General features: G+C 63.7%; 20 protein-coding genes. 17 read left to right on the top strand and 3 right to left on the bottom strand.

Annotation, left to right across the window (positions count from 1 at the left end; all coding sequences use genetic code 11):
• Window positions 1–66: 66 nt before the first annotated feature.
• From BG83_RS0114500 to BG83_RS0114525, 7 genes are all read left to right on the top strand, one after another.
• On the top strand, window positions 67–393 hold the full coding sequence (locus BG83_RS0114500; RefSeq protein ID WP_024977420.1) for a phage tail assembly protein: 327 nt from the start codon (window positions 67–69) through the stop codon (window positions 391–393).
• The gene (locus BG83_RS27830; RefSeq protein WP_037031875.1) at window positions 393–491 is read left to right on the top strand and encodes a GpE family phage tail protein; all 99 of its coding nucleotides are present in this window, start codon (window positions 393–395) and stop codon (window positions 489–491) included. The genes BG83_RS0114500 and BG83_RS27830 overlap by 1 nt, the downstream gene beginning before the upstream one ends.
• The gene (locus tag BG83_RS0114510) at window positions 488–3148 is read left to right on the top strand and encodes a phage tail tape measure protein (protein ID WP_024977421.1); all 2661 of its coding nucleotides are present in this window, start codon (window positions 488–490) and stop codon (window positions 3146–3148) included. Before BG83_RS27830 ends, BG83_RS0114510 begins: the two co-directional genes overlap by 4 nt.
• A gap of 4 nt (window positions 3149–3152) precedes the next feature.
• Entirely contained in the window at window positions 3153–3575 is a 423-nt protein-coding gene (locus tag BG83_RS0114515; RefSeq protein ID WP_024977422.1) for a phage tail protein, read from the top strand.
• Window positions 3572–4693: a phage late control D family protein gene (locus tag BG83_RS0114520; protein WP_024977423.1), complete on the top strand. Its 1122-nt coding sequence runs from the start codon at window positions 3572–3574 to the stop codon at window positions 4691–4693. The genes BG83_RS0114515 and BG83_RS0114520 overlap by 4 nt, the downstream gene beginning before the upstream one ends.
• A gap of 306 nt (window positions 4694–4999) precedes the next feature.
• A complete protein-coding gene (locus BG83_RS28790) occupies window positions 5000–5206 on the top strand; it encodes a Com family DNA-binding transcriptional regulator (protein WP_080693680.1) in 207 nt (68 codons plus the stop codon).
• Complete coding sequence (locus BG83_RS0114525) at window positions 5160–5942, top strand: DNA-methyltransferase (protein ID WP_024977424.1); 783 nt, start codon at window positions 5160–5162, stop codon at window positions 5940–5942. The genes BG83_RS28790 and BG83_RS0114525 overlap by 47 nt, the downstream gene beginning before the upstream one ends.
• A 516-nt stretch (window positions 5943–6458) precedes the next feature.
• Here BG83_RS0114525 and BG83_RS29325 read toward each other — a convergent pair.
• The 3 genes from BG83_RS29325 to BG83_RS0114530 all read right to left on the bottom strand — a co-directional run bounded on the left by BG83_RS29325 (window position 6459) and on the right by BG83_RS0114530 (window position 7671).
• Window positions 6459–6797, bottom strand: a complete 339-nt coding sequence (locus BG83_RS29325; protein ID WP_152543704.1) for a hypothetical protein — start codon at window positions 6795–6797, stop codon at window positions 6459–6461.
• 2 nt (window positions 6798–6799) lie between these two features.
• Entirely contained in the window at window positions 6800–7180 is a 381-nt protein-coding gene (locus tag BG83_RS29330; RefSeq protein WP_152543705.1) for a DUF6864 domain-containing function, read from the bottom strand.
• A 65-nt stretch (window positions 7181–7245) separates the two neighbouring features.
• Window positions 7246–7671, bottom strand: a complete 426-nt coding sequence (locus tag BG83_RS0114530; RefSeq protein WP_024977425.1) for a helix-turn-helix domain-containing protein — start codon at window positions 7669–7671, stop codon at window positions 7246–7248.
• 161 nt (window positions 7672–7832) lie between these two features.
• On the opposite strand from BG83_RS0114530, the gene BG83_RS30120 reads away from it, so the two are divergent.
• The 10 genes from BG83_RS30120 to BG83_RS0114575 all read left to right on the top strand — a co-directional run bounded on the left by BG83_RS30120 (window position 7833) and on the right by BG83_RS0114575 (window position 12686).
• The gene (locus BG83_RS30120; protein ID WP_419177608.1) at window positions 7833–7952 is read left to right on the top strand and encodes a ribbon-helix-helix domain-containing protein; all 120 of its coding nucleotides are present in this window, start codon (window positions 7833–7835) and stop codon (window positions 7950–7952) included.
• A 26-nt stretch (window positions 7953–7978) separates the two neighbouring features.
• Window positions 7979–8170, top strand: coding sequence for a hypothetical protein (locus BG83_RS28795; RefSeq protein ID WP_080693681.1), 192 nt, complete (start codon window positions 7979–7981; stop codon window positions 8168–8170).
• Between the two features lie 28 nt (window positions 8171–8198).
• Window positions 8199–8390 carry a hypothetical protein gene (locus tag BG83_RS0114540; RefSeq protein ID WP_024977427.1) on the top strand — a complete coding sequence of 64 codons (192 nt, stop codon included), beginning with the start codon at window positions 8199–8201 and terminating at the stop codon, window positions 8388–8390.
• Complete coding sequence (locus BG83_RS0114545) at window positions 8387–8635, top strand: ogr/Delta-like zinc finger family protein (RefSeq protein WP_024977428.1); 249 nt, start codon at window positions 8387–8389, stop codon at window positions 8633–8635. The genes BG83_RS0114540 and BG83_RS0114545 overlap by 4 nt, the downstream gene beginning before the upstream one ends.
• Window positions 8636–8726: 91 nt before the next feature.
• Entirely contained in the window at window positions 8727–8963 is a 237-nt protein-coding gene (locus BG83_RS0114550) for a hypothetical protein (protein WP_024977429.1), read from the top strand.
• Window positions 8960–9124 (top strand): hypothetical protein, encoded by a 165-nt coding sequence (locus BG83_RS29675; protein ID WP_200869046.1) that lies wholly within the window; start codon window positions 8960–8962, stop codon window positions 9122–9124. The genes BG83_RS0114550 and BG83_RS29675 overlap by 4 nt, the downstream gene beginning before the upstream one ends.
• Window positions 9124–9357, top strand: a complete 234-nt coding sequence (locus BG83_RS0114560) for a hypothetical protein (RefSeq protein ID WP_024977430.1) — start codon at window positions 9124–9126, stop codon at window positions 9355–9357. The genes BG83_RS29675 and BG83_RS0114560 overlap by 1 nt, the downstream gene beginning before the upstream one ends.
• A gap of 4 nt (window positions 9358–9361) precedes the next feature.
• The gene (locus BG83_RS0114565) at window positions 9362–9568 is read left to right on the top strand and encodes a hypothetical protein (protein ID WP_024977431.1); all 207 of its coding nucleotides are present in this window, start codon (window positions 9362–9364) and stop codon (window positions 9566–9568) included.
• A 19-nt stretch (window positions 9569–9587) separates the two neighbouring features.
• Window positions 9588–9896, top strand: a complete 309-nt coding sequence (locus tag BG83_RS0114570; protein ID WP_024977432.1) for a hypothetical protein — start codon at window positions 9588–9590, stop codon at window positions 9894–9896.
• 12 nt (window positions 9897–9908) lie between these two features.
• Complete coding sequence (locus tag BG83_RS0114575; RefSeq protein ID WP_024977433.1) at window positions 9909–12686, top strand: toprim domain-containing protein; 2778 nt, start codon at window positions 9909–9911, stop codon at window positions 12684–12686.
• Window positions 12687–13025 lie beyond the last annotated feature (339 nt).

The following is a 13025-nucleotide window of genomic DNA, read 5'->3' on the forward strand; positions in this document are numbered from 1 at the left end:
CCACACTGCGGCCCGTCCGGTACGGGCCGTTCACCCTGACTTCCCCTTCTCAAAGCCAAGACCACCATGGACCAACAGACCACCACCATCACCCTGGACAGCCCCCTCAAGCGCGGCGAGCAGGACATTGCCGTCGTCACGGTGCGCAAGCCCGGCTCGGGCGAGCTGCGAGGCGTAAGCCTCATGGACCTGATGCGCATGGATGTGACCGCACTGCACACGGTGCTGCCGCGCATCACCACGCCGACACTCACCACGGCCGACGTGAGCAAGCTGGACCCGGCCGACCTGGTGAAGCTCGCCAGCGAGGTGACGGGTTTTTTGCTGCCGAAGGAAGCCAAGGAGGACGGCTACCCGACCGAATCGAAGACGCCGCAGCCGACGTTGCAGTGATGTTCGGTTTCCGCCTGGAGGAGCTGTACGCCATGGGCGTCATGGAGCTGATGGAGTGGCGCGAACGCGCCCGCGAGCGTAGCGAGGCCCAGGAATGAGCGACGCACGCCGCCTGCGCCTGGAGGTCGTCCTGCAGGCCGTGGATAAAGCCACGCGGCCGGTGCGCGACCTGCTCAAGGCAAACAACGAGCTGGCCCGCTCGATGAAGGCCACGCGCGACCACATGAAGGCGCTGGAGCGTGCGCAGGGCCTGACCGAGCAGTTCGGCAAGCTGCGCGGCAGCATCCGCGAGACCACCACGGCGCTGCGGGAAGCGCGCGAGCGTGTGGGCCGGCTCACCCAGGCGGTGCAGGCGGCCGACTCGCCCAGCGGTCGGCTGACGCAAAACCTCGGCAAAGCCACGGCGGAGGCCGAACGGCTGACCCGGAAGTTCCAAGCGCAGCGCGCCGAGCTCGTGGAGGTCCGCCAGCGCCTGCAGGACGCCGGGCGCGGCACCCAGACCATGGCGCAGTACCAGGAACAGCTACGGACGGCGACAGCCGCCGCCACGCACGCCCTGGCTGACCAGGACGCGCGCCTGAAGGCCCACAACGCCCGGGCGCGCGCCCAGGCGGCCACCCAGCAGACTGCAGACAAGATCCGCGCTCGCGCCGGCAGCCTGGCCGCCGCCGGCGCGGGTGCGTCGGTGGCCGGCATGGCAACCGGTGCCCCGATCTGGAAGGGTATCGGTGAATCGAAGCACTACGAGCTGGAGAAAGCGCGCATCGGTGCGCTGGGCCTGGGCGACGCCGCGACCCAGGAATCGATCACGTTCGCCAAGCAGATGAAGGCCTACGGCGTGAGCCAGGTCGACAAGGCCGAGCTGATGCGCGATGCCTTGTCGGTGTTTGCCGATGCGCACCACGCGGAGATGGTGCTGCCGACGCTCGCCAAAATGAAGTTCGCCAACAAGGCGGTCTTCGGCCAGGCGCAGGGCGAAGACAACGAGCGCATGTTCCTGGACCTGCTCAAGGTCGTGGAGCTGCGCGGCGGCCTCTCCAGTCCTGCAGAGTTCAAGAAGCAAGCGGACATGATCCAGCGCGTCATCACCGCCACGGGCGGCCGCGTGCAGTCGGACCAGTGGCTGCAGGTCATCAAGCGCGGAGGCCTCGCCGCCAAGGGCATGGAAAGCGAATCGTTCTTCTACGCCCTGGAGCCGCTGGTGCAGGAAATGGGCGGCAACACGGTTGGCACGGCCATGATGAGCGCCTACCAGAACCTGTACCAGGGCAAGACCACCAAGCGCACGCTTGGTAACCTGGACCGGCTGGGCCTCATTGCCGATCGCACCAAGGTGAAAGAAGACAAGGCCGGTCAGGTCTCGTTCATGGACCCGGGCGCCCTCAAGGGCGCGGATGTGTTCCGTAAGAGCCAGTTCGAGTGGCTGGAAACGGTGCTGCTACCGACGCTCGCGGAGAAGGGCATTACGGGTAAGGACCAGGTGCTCGACGCCATTGGCGGCATCTTCTCCAACCGCACGGCGTCCAACCTCATGGCCCAGATGTACCTGCAACGCGACCAGATTCACAAGAACATGCGCCTCAATAGGGGCGCGGACAGCATTGATCAGCTCGACGCCCGGGCCAAGGCCTTGCCGCAGGGCAAGGAAGCGGAAACGCTCGCGAAGGTCCACGACCTGCAGAAAGAGATCGGGGAGAAGGTGCTGCCGCTGTACGCCAGCGCCCTGGAGTGGGTCGCCAAGGCGGCGGACGGTGTGATGAAGTTCATGCAGGAGAACCCGGGCCTGGCCAAGGCGATGGCCATCGGCGTGGGCACTCTGGCGGCTGCCCTGCTCATCCTCGGCCCGATCATGCTGTCCATTGCCTCGGTGCTGGGTCCGTACGCCATGCTGGTGCTGATCATGGGCAAGGTGGGTGGCGTGGGCGGCTTGCTGTCGGGCGTCCTGCAGGGGCTGGCTACTGCCTTCACGTGGGTGATGCGCGCGGTCGGCCTGCTGGGGCGTGCGTTGCTGATGAACCCCATCGGCCTGGCGGTGACGGCCATTGCCGTGGCGGCTTACCTGATCTACGAATACTGGGAGCCGATCAAGGGCTTCTTCCTGGGCCTTTGGAACCAGGTCAAGGAGGCGTTCAACGGCGGCATCGTCGGCGTGGGTGCGCTATTGATCAACTGGTCGCCACTGGGCCTCTTCCACGCAGCCTTTGCCACCGTGCTGCAGTGGTTCGGGATCGACGTACCCACCAAGTTCACCGAGTTCGGCACCAACATGATTCAGGGCCTGGCCAACGGCATCAAGGGCGCCATTGGCTGGGTGGTGGATGCGGTGAGCGGTGTGGCCGATCGCACCATTGGGCTCTTCAAGGAAAAGCTCGGCATTCATTCCCCGAGCCGCGTGTTTGCCGCACTGGGTGGCTTCACCATGGCGGGCCTGCAGGAGGGGCTTGCCGATGGCGAGGCCGGCCCGCTCGGCACCGTGCAGCGCATGGCGACGAAGCTGGCCGGCATTGGCGCCGGCATTGCGATCGGCGGCACGTCCGCGATCGCCGCGCCCGTGTCGTTTGACACCCGGCCGCCGCTGACTGCCAGCGTGGGCGCTACCGTTGCGCCGGCGGCCGCGGCGCCCATCACCATCAACATCTACCCGGCCGCCGGCGCTGATCCGCAGGCCATTGCACGCGCAGTAAAGGACGAGCTGCGCAAGATCGAGAACCAGAACGCAGCGCGTGCGCGCTCGCGTCTCTCTGACAGGGATTGACGACATGATGATGGCGCTGGGGCTGTTCGTGTTCAGCCTGGACACGGCCCCGTATTCCGAGTTTCAACGCCAGGTCGGCTGGCGCCACCCGGGCAATGCCCGCGTCGGGCGCCGGCCGTCGCACCAGTACACCGGCCCGGACGATGAGACCATCACGCTGTCCGGCCGGCTCATGTCCGAGCTGACCGGCGGCGACCTGACGCTTGCTGTGCTGGAGCTCATGGGCGACACGGGCGACGCGTACACCCTCATCGAAGGCACCGGGCGCTACTACGGCCAGTACGTCATCGATAGCCTGGACACGAAGAAGTCGTACTTCTTCCAGGACGGCAAGGCCCGCGCGTGCGACTTCACCGTGAAGCTCACGCGCGTGGACGACGGCCTGTTGTCCAAGATCGCCTCCGCCGTGACCAAGGTGCTGCTGTGATTGAAGACCTTCTTACGGGCGGCCGCGAGCCGCGTCCGATCTATCGGTTATCGAAGGGTGGCAAAGACATCACCGGCGCTTTCCAGGGGCGGTTGATCGAGCTCACGCTCACCGACAACTGCGGCTTTGAGGCGGACCAGCTTGACATCGAGCTGGACGACAGCGACGGCATGCTGGCCATGCCCGAGAAAGGCGTGCGCCTGTCGCTCTCGCTTGGCTGGGCACATAGCGGCGTGGTGGACAAAGGCACCTACAAGGTGGACGAGATCGGGCACACCGGCCCGCCCGATCGCCTCATCATCCGCGCACGCAGTGCGGAGCTCGATGGCGGCCTTACCACCCGACGAGACAACTCCTACGTCGGCAAGACCATCAGCCAGGTGGTGCAGGCGATCGCCCTGCGCAACAAGTTCACGTGGCTGGTCGGCAAGAAGCTGGCCGACCAGGTGATTGCGCACGTCGACCAGACTGGCGAGTCGGACGCCAACTTCCTGTCGCGCCTGGCGAAGGAGTTCGACGCGATCGCCACCGTGAAGAACGGCACGCTGCTCTTCATCCCCGCCGGCGAGCCGACCAGCGCTTCGGGGCTCACGCTGCCAGTGGTGAACATCACGCGCGCCTCGGGTGACCGGCACAACTTCAACATCGCCGACCGCGAGAACTACAACGGCGTGAAGGCCTACTACCAGGACACGCGCGCCGGCGTGCGTGGTGAAGTGGTCATCGATGCCTCCAACGCCACCATCGTCAAAGAGAAGCCCACGCCCAAGGGCAAGAAGAAGTCCGAGACCGTGCACTCCGATCCGAACCCGGACAACGTGAAGGTGTTGCGCCACACCTATGCGTCGAAGTCCAACGCCGAGCGGGCAGCGCGCGGCGAATGGCGCAAGATTCAACGCGGGCAGGCCACCTTCACCATGACGCTGGCGCGTGGCCGTGCGGAACTGTTTCCGTCTTTGCACGTGAAGGTGAGCGGTTGGAAACCGCCGATCGACAACACGGCGTGGTCACTTGGGCGCGTCGTGCACCGCCTGAACAGCGGCGGCTTTACGACCGATCTGGAGCTGGAGATCAAGCCGGACAAGCTGGAAGAATCGGGTACGGTCGGCCAATCCTGATTGCAGTGCGGGGCATGTTGTTGTGCGCCCGCGCCCTACAACAAGGCTTGCGTGCGCTTTGCGCGCGTACGGGGCATTCTGCGGGTCAACCTTGATGCGCTTGGCCGTCGATCGGCCAGGGCGTAGAGAGGGGCCTCGCAAGGGGCACGTCGGCATCGAGCCGACGACGGAGAAAAAGACGCGGCGACGAGGAAGGTGTAGGAGCACCAACCCCGACCCGCTCTAGCAGATCGGACCTGCCAGACCGGCCAGGGCCGCGCCACCTCGCGAGGCGCCGGCATCCTAGCACAGCAGGAACAGCCACAAATGCAGGACATCCGTTGCGGGCAATGCAACCGCAAACTCGGCGCAGGTGAATACGTGCGCCTTTCCATCAAATGCCCCCGCTGTGGGGCATTGAACGTTTTGAGGGCCGAGCGCCCCACACCAGAGAGCCGTCGAGCTTCGCACAGTGGAGAACCCACCCATGACGAACGCTCACGCACAGGCGCCGTTCAACCAACTACACCGTGAGAACGCCATCGACGTGCTCCGGGCCTTGCCCGATGCGTCGGTGGATCTGTTCTTCACCGATCCGCCTTACTCGTCGGGCGGCTTGCACGCCGGCACACGTGCACAGGCGCCAGGCCAGAAGTACATCCGCAGCGACACCAAAACGCAGTACGCCACCTTCGGCCATGACAACAAGGATCAGCGCTCGTGGACCTTCTGGTGCATGACCTGGCTCGCAGAGGCGTATCGCGCCACCAAGGACGGCGGCTATCTCGCATGCTTCATCGACTGGCGCCAGTTACCGAGCCTCACCGATGCGATCCAGGGCGCGGGTTTCATCTGGCGTGGTGTCGCTGTCTGGGACAAGACGGCTGGCCGCGCCCGTCCGCGCATGGGCGGCTTCTCGCAGCAGGCCGAGTTCCTGGTGTGGGCGACCAAGGGCGCCATTCCGCCAGGCAGCAAGACCCACCTGCCAGGCGTGTTTGCGGAACGCCTGGCGTTTCCGAAGCAACACATGACGGAGAAACCGTTGGACCTAGCGCGTGAGGTGGTGCGCCTGGTGCCGCCCGGCAGTGTGGTGTGCGATCCGTTTGCAGGGTCAGGCACGTTCCTGGTGGCGGCGAAGGAAGCCGGCCACCAATGGGTTGGGTCCGAGTTGGAGCTTGCGTATTACGAGCTGGCATTGCGCCGCTTGGCGGCTTCGTCTGCTGGTTCCCAAAATGCAACACCACCCGTCGAAGGGGGGGCACAGACGTAGAGCTGGCTATCCGCCATCCGAGCGACACCTCCGGGTGAGTGCGCCTTGCCCTCGTGATGACACAGGCTTCCTTGGATGGCGAGGGCAGGGTCTGCGGCTGGACCGCCCACGATCGCGACGCATATGGCGACGGCAGACGCCAGCAGCGCCAACGCGCCGGTGAAAACCAGCCACCGGCGCAGGCGTGTCTGCTGTTGTTGTGCGATGGCGCAGCTTGAGCACTGCGCCAGTCGATTCATACGGCCTTCCATAGTGAGGGACCTGGCATCGTTCATTGCGGCGCCGTGGTGGTGAATGTTGATCACGTTGCTCATCTGGTTGTTGGCTGTCGCCCCGTCATGCGTGGCGTCGCCTGCAACAACCTGACCTGCATCCCCCTCAACTGATATTTGCTTCTCTTGCATCGGCAGATGTTGTTTTTGACCGCCCCGTGGCCGGGCGCTAGATGCCACCTGCAAGAACGCTCCCCATTTAGACCGGCACGCAGTTCTTTATTTTTAGCGTACCTCACACTCCTTAACTGTCGCCCTTCCCAAACAAGTAGCCGAGTGCGAGCGTGATGATTGGCGTAAAAACAGACCAAACATCTTTGAAGCTGAACGGTGACTCACTAGTAGCGAAGGCCGAATAAAAGACAACGCACAGAGAGAACACTCCCCCAGCCAAGAACGACCATCCTATCGTTCGATAAACGATTGAATTTTTTGCGTGTGATCCGCTGCCGATTTGCTCAGCAATTTTTCCTGTTACGAACCTGCTCTCGGGTTCGGCGCGACCAATTGCCATTTGAATCGGCGCACGAATTTCTGCAATCGGAGGTTGTTCGACCTCAGAGTCTTTGTCGCCATCACTCATGGTTACGCTGCGCCCAATAGGAAAGTGTAGTGGACAGTCCGCGGACCAGTCGGCTGGAAAGCGTAGACGCTGAAAGCTACGTAGAGCTTTCGCCCTTTCAATGTTCCGATTTCAATCGGTGCATTTGTTCCGGAGCCGATGCTGTTGCTGAAGTTCCACATCGTTAGCTTTAGACGTGAAGGCCCTTCAGGATTGCCTTCAATTCGAGCGGGGTTTCCATCATTTGAAAACTGCACTTCAACAATGAGAGGACCCTCAAGCTTGAAAGTGAGACCGCTTGAGTCTGCGGTAATAACAGTGCCGGCGGCTAGCACGTCATAGCCGCCGGTGGAGATTTGCACCACCGACCCGCTGGACACGGCAATCGTTCCGAATGAACTCATAAGTGTTCCTTTTTCATAGATCCAAAATAAGAAGCTTCGAGCCACGTCATTGGTGATTCGATAAGCTACCTGCGCGACTTCTTCGGTCCCTTCCGCATGTCGATGTGGCTGGGGCCCGTATGGTCACCGTCAATGTATTGGCCGACTTCGCCTTGGACTTTGATCGAAGTGTTGGTTTGGGGCTGCATGCCACCAATGAGTGCGAGCACCCCAGCGCGGCCGCGCGCATCGAGGCGGCGGTATCCCGACAGGACCATTTCCTCTTCCGGCGCCAGCAGATCCGGCACGCGACGCCCCACAGCGACATAGAGCGGGTCGACCCCTGCCTCTGCCCACGCGACCAACGCGTTCAGATCGGGTATGCGGTCGCCCTGCAGATAGCTGGTGTACGTCGACGGTGCAACGTTGCCAGCTTCCGCCATTTGCCCCTTCTTCAGACCAAGGCGGCTGCGCTCCTCTTCAAGTCGGTCGCCAAAGCTAGAATTCGGCATCTCGAAATTTCCTTGTATTTCTTCGCGTTCGCGAAGATAATCATTGTGAATCCACCTGACTCACAAACCGATTATCGCCCATGACCACTGCCGAATCCCTGCGGGAGCGCTGTCCAAATGGTGCTCGCTCGCGCGTGTTGGTGAACCTGAAGCCCGAAGAGATGGCAGACCTGAAAGCGCGGGCAGAGAGGGAGGGCAGGACCTACTCCAACTTGGCCCGCCTACTCATCATCCGCAGCATGAGGGCAGATCGAGACTCCTGCCCCTCCACCGCCACGTGACCGCACTTACACAAAGCGAGACAGACATGTATCCCGATCCGAAACGGGTGCGCGACCACCGCATCACTATTCGCCTTGACGACTACGAGTTTGCTTTCCTTATCTCGCTCGCAAACCTCGTTGGTGAACAGCCTGCAGCGCTCGCGCGCCGCGTTCTGTTCAAGGAAGCCGCACAAATGCTCGCCAGTGATTCCACTGTAGAGCGACACCACGCCTGATCGAAGGCGCCAAAGAGCCGCTGGAAAGATGCCGGAAATCGATATCGGCTTTACCGACGAAGACTTACAAGCGCTAGAGAACGTGCGGCGGCAGCAGGGCCTGGAGACATTGCAGCAAGCCGCCGAGTGGCTTGTGAAAGCGTCGATAAGGCGTGCCGCCGAACGGATGACAGGCAAACGCCGCTCACTTCAGCTCGTATCACCGGAGAACACGCAATGAAACTCACCTGCCCACACTGCGCTGCGCGCATGCAAATTCGCACCAGCCGCCCCGTGTCGCTGCTGTCGCGTGAACTGTATCTCCAATGCCCCAACGTGGAGTGCGCTTACACCTGCGCCGCAATCCTGTCTGCTGTTCGCACCATCGCGCCCAGCATGAAGCCGAACCCGCAGGCGTATCTGCCTGCCGGCCGCTCTCGTCTCTTCGCCGAAAACCCCCGCCAGCTCGAACTGCTGACCGGCTGACGGCACCTCTCTAACCCCTTATCCCCTCGCGTCTGCTTTCGCGCCTTTCTAGGCGCGGGGGGCTTCTTTTGCCTGAAAAAAGGAGTCACGCATGTCTTCTCTCACTACAACGCTTTGCGCTGCGGCCAGCATCGAGGTGGGACCGGTTCAGTTTCGTCGACACGAAATCGTGATTGGTGCGCCATATGTCTACGCCACGCAGCGGCTGTCTGTCAGGCTTCACGACGGCAACCACATCGAGCTGTGCTTTCACCTTGAAGAAGGCGCCGCGTCACTCGCGGCTGGCGAAACCGTTGCGTTTCCGGCTGTCGACGAGGTGCCGGCATGAAACCGTTCATCGTCCGCGTTGCTGCCAATGGGCACCACCTGACCGTTCACACCATCGCCGCCTCCAGCATCGACGCGCTGATGCGCGTGCTTGGCGCGCTTGAATCCCAGGGAGTGGTTGCATGCAGCGGTGCCGCGCGGCCACTCGGGAGGGCCGCGTGATGCTCGCGTTCATCGTCAATCTTTGGATGCTCCTGACGGCGTTCGTCGCCGTCGCACTGCAGAACTACGGCCCGCGCACGCATCGTTGGGGAGCACTCGCCGGCCTGCTTGGCCAGCCCGCGTGGCTTTACCTAACGCATGTGACTGGCGAACCGGGCATGTTCACCGCGTCGCTGTTCTTCACCGTTTGCTACTGCACCGGCGTATGGCGCGGTTTCTTCGCGCGGAGCTGAAGCCATGTCCAGACCCGTAGTCACGGAAGCGGACATCCGATGGATGCACAACTTCCTGTGCCTGACCACGCCGTTTGACGCGATGCCGCCCGCGCTTCGCCAGGCCGTCGAATCCGCAGCCGCTGCCCTGTTGCCGCGCCTGCGCCAACGTCTTTCCCGACTTCCTCCCGTCGACTTCAAACGCCGCGCTGCCGGCGACCTGGACGACTGATCTTCATAGAGACAAGACCATGAAAACAACCATCACCTTCAACCTCGACACCGACCGCCTGCAGAGCTACACCGACGAGTACATCGCTGCGCTTTGGCATATCGCCCAGGTCAACCCCGTGCCCCACGCTGACCACGACGCCGGCGTGCTCGTCGAGCACATCGGCCGCGAAATCATTCTGCGCTGGATGCGTGGCGTCCCCGTGCCGGTCTGGGACCATCAGGGCCGCGATTACTACCACCGCCAGCTCACGCGATTTGCGCGTTGGAACGGCATGGATTGGGTGGCGGACGCGGCGGTGCAGCCCACCGTCCCGGAGATCCTTTAAGGCGGTCGAAGCATGGCAACCATTGAAGAACTGAAACAACGCATCGACCTGCACGACCTGGCCGAGCGGCTGGGCATCAAGCGCGGCCCCGGCGGCGACAAGGCGCTCTATCACTCACCGCTGCACGCCGACAAGAACCCGTCGCTGTCGATCTTCGTCAACCACCCAACGCACGGCACCGGCTGGAAAGACCACAGCTCTGGCGAAGGCGGCACCTGCATCGACCTGGTGATGCTGGTGCACGGCTGCGACGTGTCGGAGGCAGTGAAGTGGCTGCACGACGCCTACGCCATTCCGCGTGACGTGCCCGCAGGCCAGCAGGAACGCCGGGAGAAGTCCAAGGCGGAGTACATCGCCGATCGCTGCCACGCCGACCGCGAGCATGCGCGCGAGTACTTGAAGAGCCGCGGCATTTCGGATGCGGCCATCGATGCCGCGTTCCGTGCCCGCACGCTGGGTTACAACGCCTGGACGAGCTCACGCCTACAGCCGGGCGAAGTCGGCTACGGCGGGCCTGCGGCCGCGTTCATCGTCAAGTCGCTCAACACCAGCCAGGTGGTGGCCGTCGACATGCGCTACCTGGACCCCGCGCAGAACGGCAACGTCAAGACGCAGAGCCAGGGCGAGAAGAACGGGCACGGCTGGACCTCCGACCCGGCACGCCTGGCGCGCGCTCGCCGTGTGTTCCTGGTCGAATCCGCTATCAACGCGCTCTCGATCGACACGTGCGGCCTGCCGGGCGCAGCGGCGTTCGCGCTGCGCGGTCTGTCCAACGTCGACGGCATCGACTTCTCGTTCCTGCAGGGCAAGCAGTGCGTCATCTGCATGGACAACGATGCGCCGTTTGAGAGCGGGCACCCGCGCGCTGGCCAACGCCCCGGCCCCGAGGCCGCATGGGTGCTGTATGAACGCCTGACCGCGTTAAACATCAGCGCAATGCTGGTTGATCAATCCGAATGGGTGCGGGGGCTGAACGACGACAAGACGTCGGCCGAGTCGATCAACGACGTGAACGACTACCTGCAAGAATACGGGGTTGAGCGGCTTGCCCGGGCACTGGACAAGTTCGAGCCGTGGATCATCGCCGGCATGGCGGGCGATGAGACGCGTCGCGGCCGACCGCGCGTCTACCTGCCGGCGCATGACTTCGCACAGTACTGGCGCTTCCGTGTGAAGCCGGATTTCACCAGCTACATCACCAAGATGGACCGCCAGGGCGAGGGTGACGTGGAAACGCCGGTGTACACCGACCTCTGCGGCTTTCGCGTTGCGTCGATCAGCCGCGTATCGGTGGCCAGCGCCACGTCGACCATGACGGGCGATCCCGACCAGTCGCCCACGGTGTATTTCGCTGTCTCGGTGCAGGCGCCGCGCCACGGTGCGAAGCTGATCCGCCGCGTGATGATGGACGACCAGCTCCACAACACCGACCTGTGGGGCAAGTTCGGCCCGATCTGGGCACCGGCGCCGTTCAAGCGCATGGTCAACATTCTGGAGCGCACGGCCGACCTCGGCGCGCGTGACGCGGCCAACTTTGTCGGCTTGGCCTGGCGCGATGGCCGGCTGATCGTCAACGAGGGGCCGGACTGCTATTTCACCGAGCCCGAGAAGCAGTGCCCGTACCACAACCTCACCTTCCCCAGCGGCCCGAAGCAGGACGCCCGCACGGTGCTGGAGGCCTTCCAGGCGACGTTTAAGCAGAACGCCGCCACCGTCCCCCTGGTGTGGGCGCTCGGAGGCCACCTGAAGGCGTTGTTGGGCTTCTGGCCGCACATGACCGTGCAGGCCGACAAGGGCGCCGGCAAATCGACGCTCATCAAGCGCCTGGAGCGCGCGCTGGCCTTCACGATGTTCTCGGGCCAAAGCCTGCAGACCGAGTTCCGGCTGCTCACCAGCGTCTCGCACACCAGCCACCCCGTGGGCTGGGAAGAGCTGTCCGCCCGCCGGCAGGAGATCATCGACAAGGCCGTGGGCCTGCTGCAGGAGAACTATCAGTACACCGTCACCAAACGCGGCACCGACATGACGGAATACCTGATCAGCGCGCCCGTGATGCTGGCCGGTGAAGACGTGCCCGTGCGCAGCCTGCTCGGCAAGCTGGTGCGCACCACGCTCACCGGCAAGAAGGGGCCGATCATGCCCGACGACCTGCCGCGCTTCCCTGTGAAGCAGTGGCTGCAGTTCCTGGCCAGCCTGGACAAGGCCGTGGTCCTGGCCGAGTACCGGAAGATCCACGCCTACTGCACGCGCATGGCGCGAGCCTCGGGCCAGGACGAGGGCGCCAAGCGGATGCTGACCAACTATGCGGCAGTCATGACGGCCTGGTACTACCTGGCCGAGTTCGCTGGCATCCATCACAGCGCCGGCAACTTCATCAACGACCTGCTGGCCGAAATGAACACGCACATCGCTGAAACCAGCGCCGACCGCGAGCCCTGGGTGTGGATCATGGAGACCGCGCTGTCGGAGGTGGACGCCGGCAAGTTCTCGTTCCCGCACGCCTTTGACACCGTGGAGGGCGAGCGCTGCATTCTGCTGCGCACCAGCCACATCATGGACCACATCGCACACAGCAACCCGCTGCGTGAGAAGTGGAACAGCCTGCCGGTGAAGTCCGACCGCGTGTTCAAGAAGCAGCTCTACGGCGCCGGCGTGGTCGCAGGTGAGAAGGAAGTCGAGCGCACCATCTTCAGCCGTCGCGTGGCGCACCTGACGCCGATTTCGCTCACACGCCTGGCGGGCTACGGCCTGTCGGTCGCGGTTCGGGAGGATGCCCATGTCCATGCCTGATACCACCATGCTGGCCACCGTACCTTCCCCGTTCCATGCGGCCGCAGGCCGCTTCGTCAACTGCGCCCTGGCGCACTTCAGTCTGCTGGCCTACGGCCGCGTAGTGGCCGTGCCTGGCGCCCACGGTGTGCCGCACGGCAGCGTCCTGCAGGTGACGGGGCACGGCGCCGGCGGCGACCTGGTTGCTGTCTCCCCCGTACCCCCTTCAAGAGAGAGCCGGCCGGGAGCCTTCGGCCAGGCGCTGGAAGCGAGGGGCGTGCATAGCTTTTTCCAATGGGGGGGCACGGGCAGCGCAGAAGCCCCGTGGAAATCGGGCCTCGGTCGCGCTAAGTCCTTGAT

Origin of the sequence: Ralstonia pickettii (genome assembly GCF_000607165.1) — a bacterium.
Taxonomy (GTDB): Bacteria; Pseudomonadota; Gammaproteobacteria; order Burkholderiales; family Burkholderiaceae; genus Ralstonia; species Ralstonia holmesii.

Excerpts from the sequence above, each read along its gene's own strand:
- BG83_RS0114500 (WP_024977420.1), top strand. The coding sequence starts at position 67 with ATGGACCAACAGACCACCACCATCACCCTGGACAGCCCCCTCAAGCGC.
- BG83_RS27830 (WP_037031875.1), top strand. The coding sequence starts at position 393 with ATGTTCGGTTTCCGCCTGGAGGAGCTGTACGCCATGGGCGTCATGGAG.
- BG83_RS0114510 (WP_024977421.1), top strand. The coding sequence starts at position 488 with ATGAGCGACGCACGCCGCCTGCGCCTGGAGGTCGTCCTGCAGGCCGTG.
- BG83_RS0114515 (WP_024977422.1), top strand. The coding sequence starts at position 3,153 with ATGATGATGGCGCTGGGGCTGTTCGTGTTCAGCCTGGACACGGCCCCG.
- BG83_RS28790 (WP_080693680.1), top strand. The coding sequence starts at position 5,000 with ATGCAGGACATCCGTTGCGGGCAATGCAACCGCAAACTCGGCGCAGGT.
- BG83_RS0114525 (WP_024977424.1), top strand. The coding sequence starts at position 5,160 with ATGACGAACGCTCACGCACAGGCGCCGTTCAACCAACTACACCGTGAG.
- BG83_RS29325 (WP_152543704.1), bottom strand. The coding sequence starts at position 6,797 with ATGAGTGATGGCGACAAAGACTCTGAGGTCGAACAACCTCCGATTGCA.
- BG83_RS29330 (WP_152543705.1), bottom strand. The coding sequence starts at position 7,180 with ATGAGTTCATTCGGAACGATTGCCGTGTCCAGCGGGTCGGTGGTGCAA.
- BG83_RS0114530 (WP_024977425.1), bottom strand. The coding sequence starts at position 7,671 with ATGCCGAATTCTAGCTTTGGCGACCGACTTGAAGAGGAGCGCAGCCGC.
- BG83_RS30120 (WP_419177608.1), top strand. The coding sequence starts at position 7,833 with ATGGCAGACCTGAAAGCGCGGGCAGAGAGGGAGGGCAGGACCTACTCC.
- BG83_RS28795 (WP_080693681.1), top strand. The coding sequence starts at position 7,979 with ATGTATCCCGATCCGAAACGGGTGCGCGACCACCGCATCACTATTCGC.
- BG83_RS0114540 (WP_024977427.1), top strand. The coding sequence starts at position 8,199 with ATGCCGGAAATCGATATCGGCTTTACCGACGAAGACTTACAAGCGCTA.
- BG83_RS0114545 (WP_024977428.1), top strand. The coding sequence starts at position 8,387 with ATGAAACTCACCTGCCCACACTGCGCTGCGCGCATGCAAATTCGCACC.
- BG83_RS0114550 (WP_024977429.1), top strand. The coding sequence starts at position 8,727 with ATGTCTTCTCTCACTACAACGCTTTGCGCTGCGGCCAGCATCGAGGTG.
- BG83_RS29675 (WP_200869046.1), top strand. The coding sequence starts at position 8,960 with ATGAAACCGTTCATCGTCCGCGTTGCTGCCAATGGGCACCACCTGACC.
- BG83_RS0114560 (WP_024977430.1), top strand. The coding sequence starts at position 9,124 with ATGCTCGCGTTCATCGTCAATCTTTGGATGCTCCTGACGGCGTTCGTC.
- BG83_RS0114565 (WP_024977431.1), top strand. The coding sequence starts at position 9,362 with ATGTCCAGACCCGTAGTCACGGAAGCGGACATCCGATGGATGCACAAC.
- BG83_RS0114570 (WP_024977432.1), top strand. The coding sequence starts at position 9,588 with ATGAAAACAACCATCACCTTCAACCTCGACACCGACCGCCTGCAGAGC.
- BG83_RS0114575 (WP_024977433.1), top strand. The coding sequence starts at position 9,909 with ATGGCAACCATTGAAGAACTGAAACAACGCATCGACCTGCACGACCTG.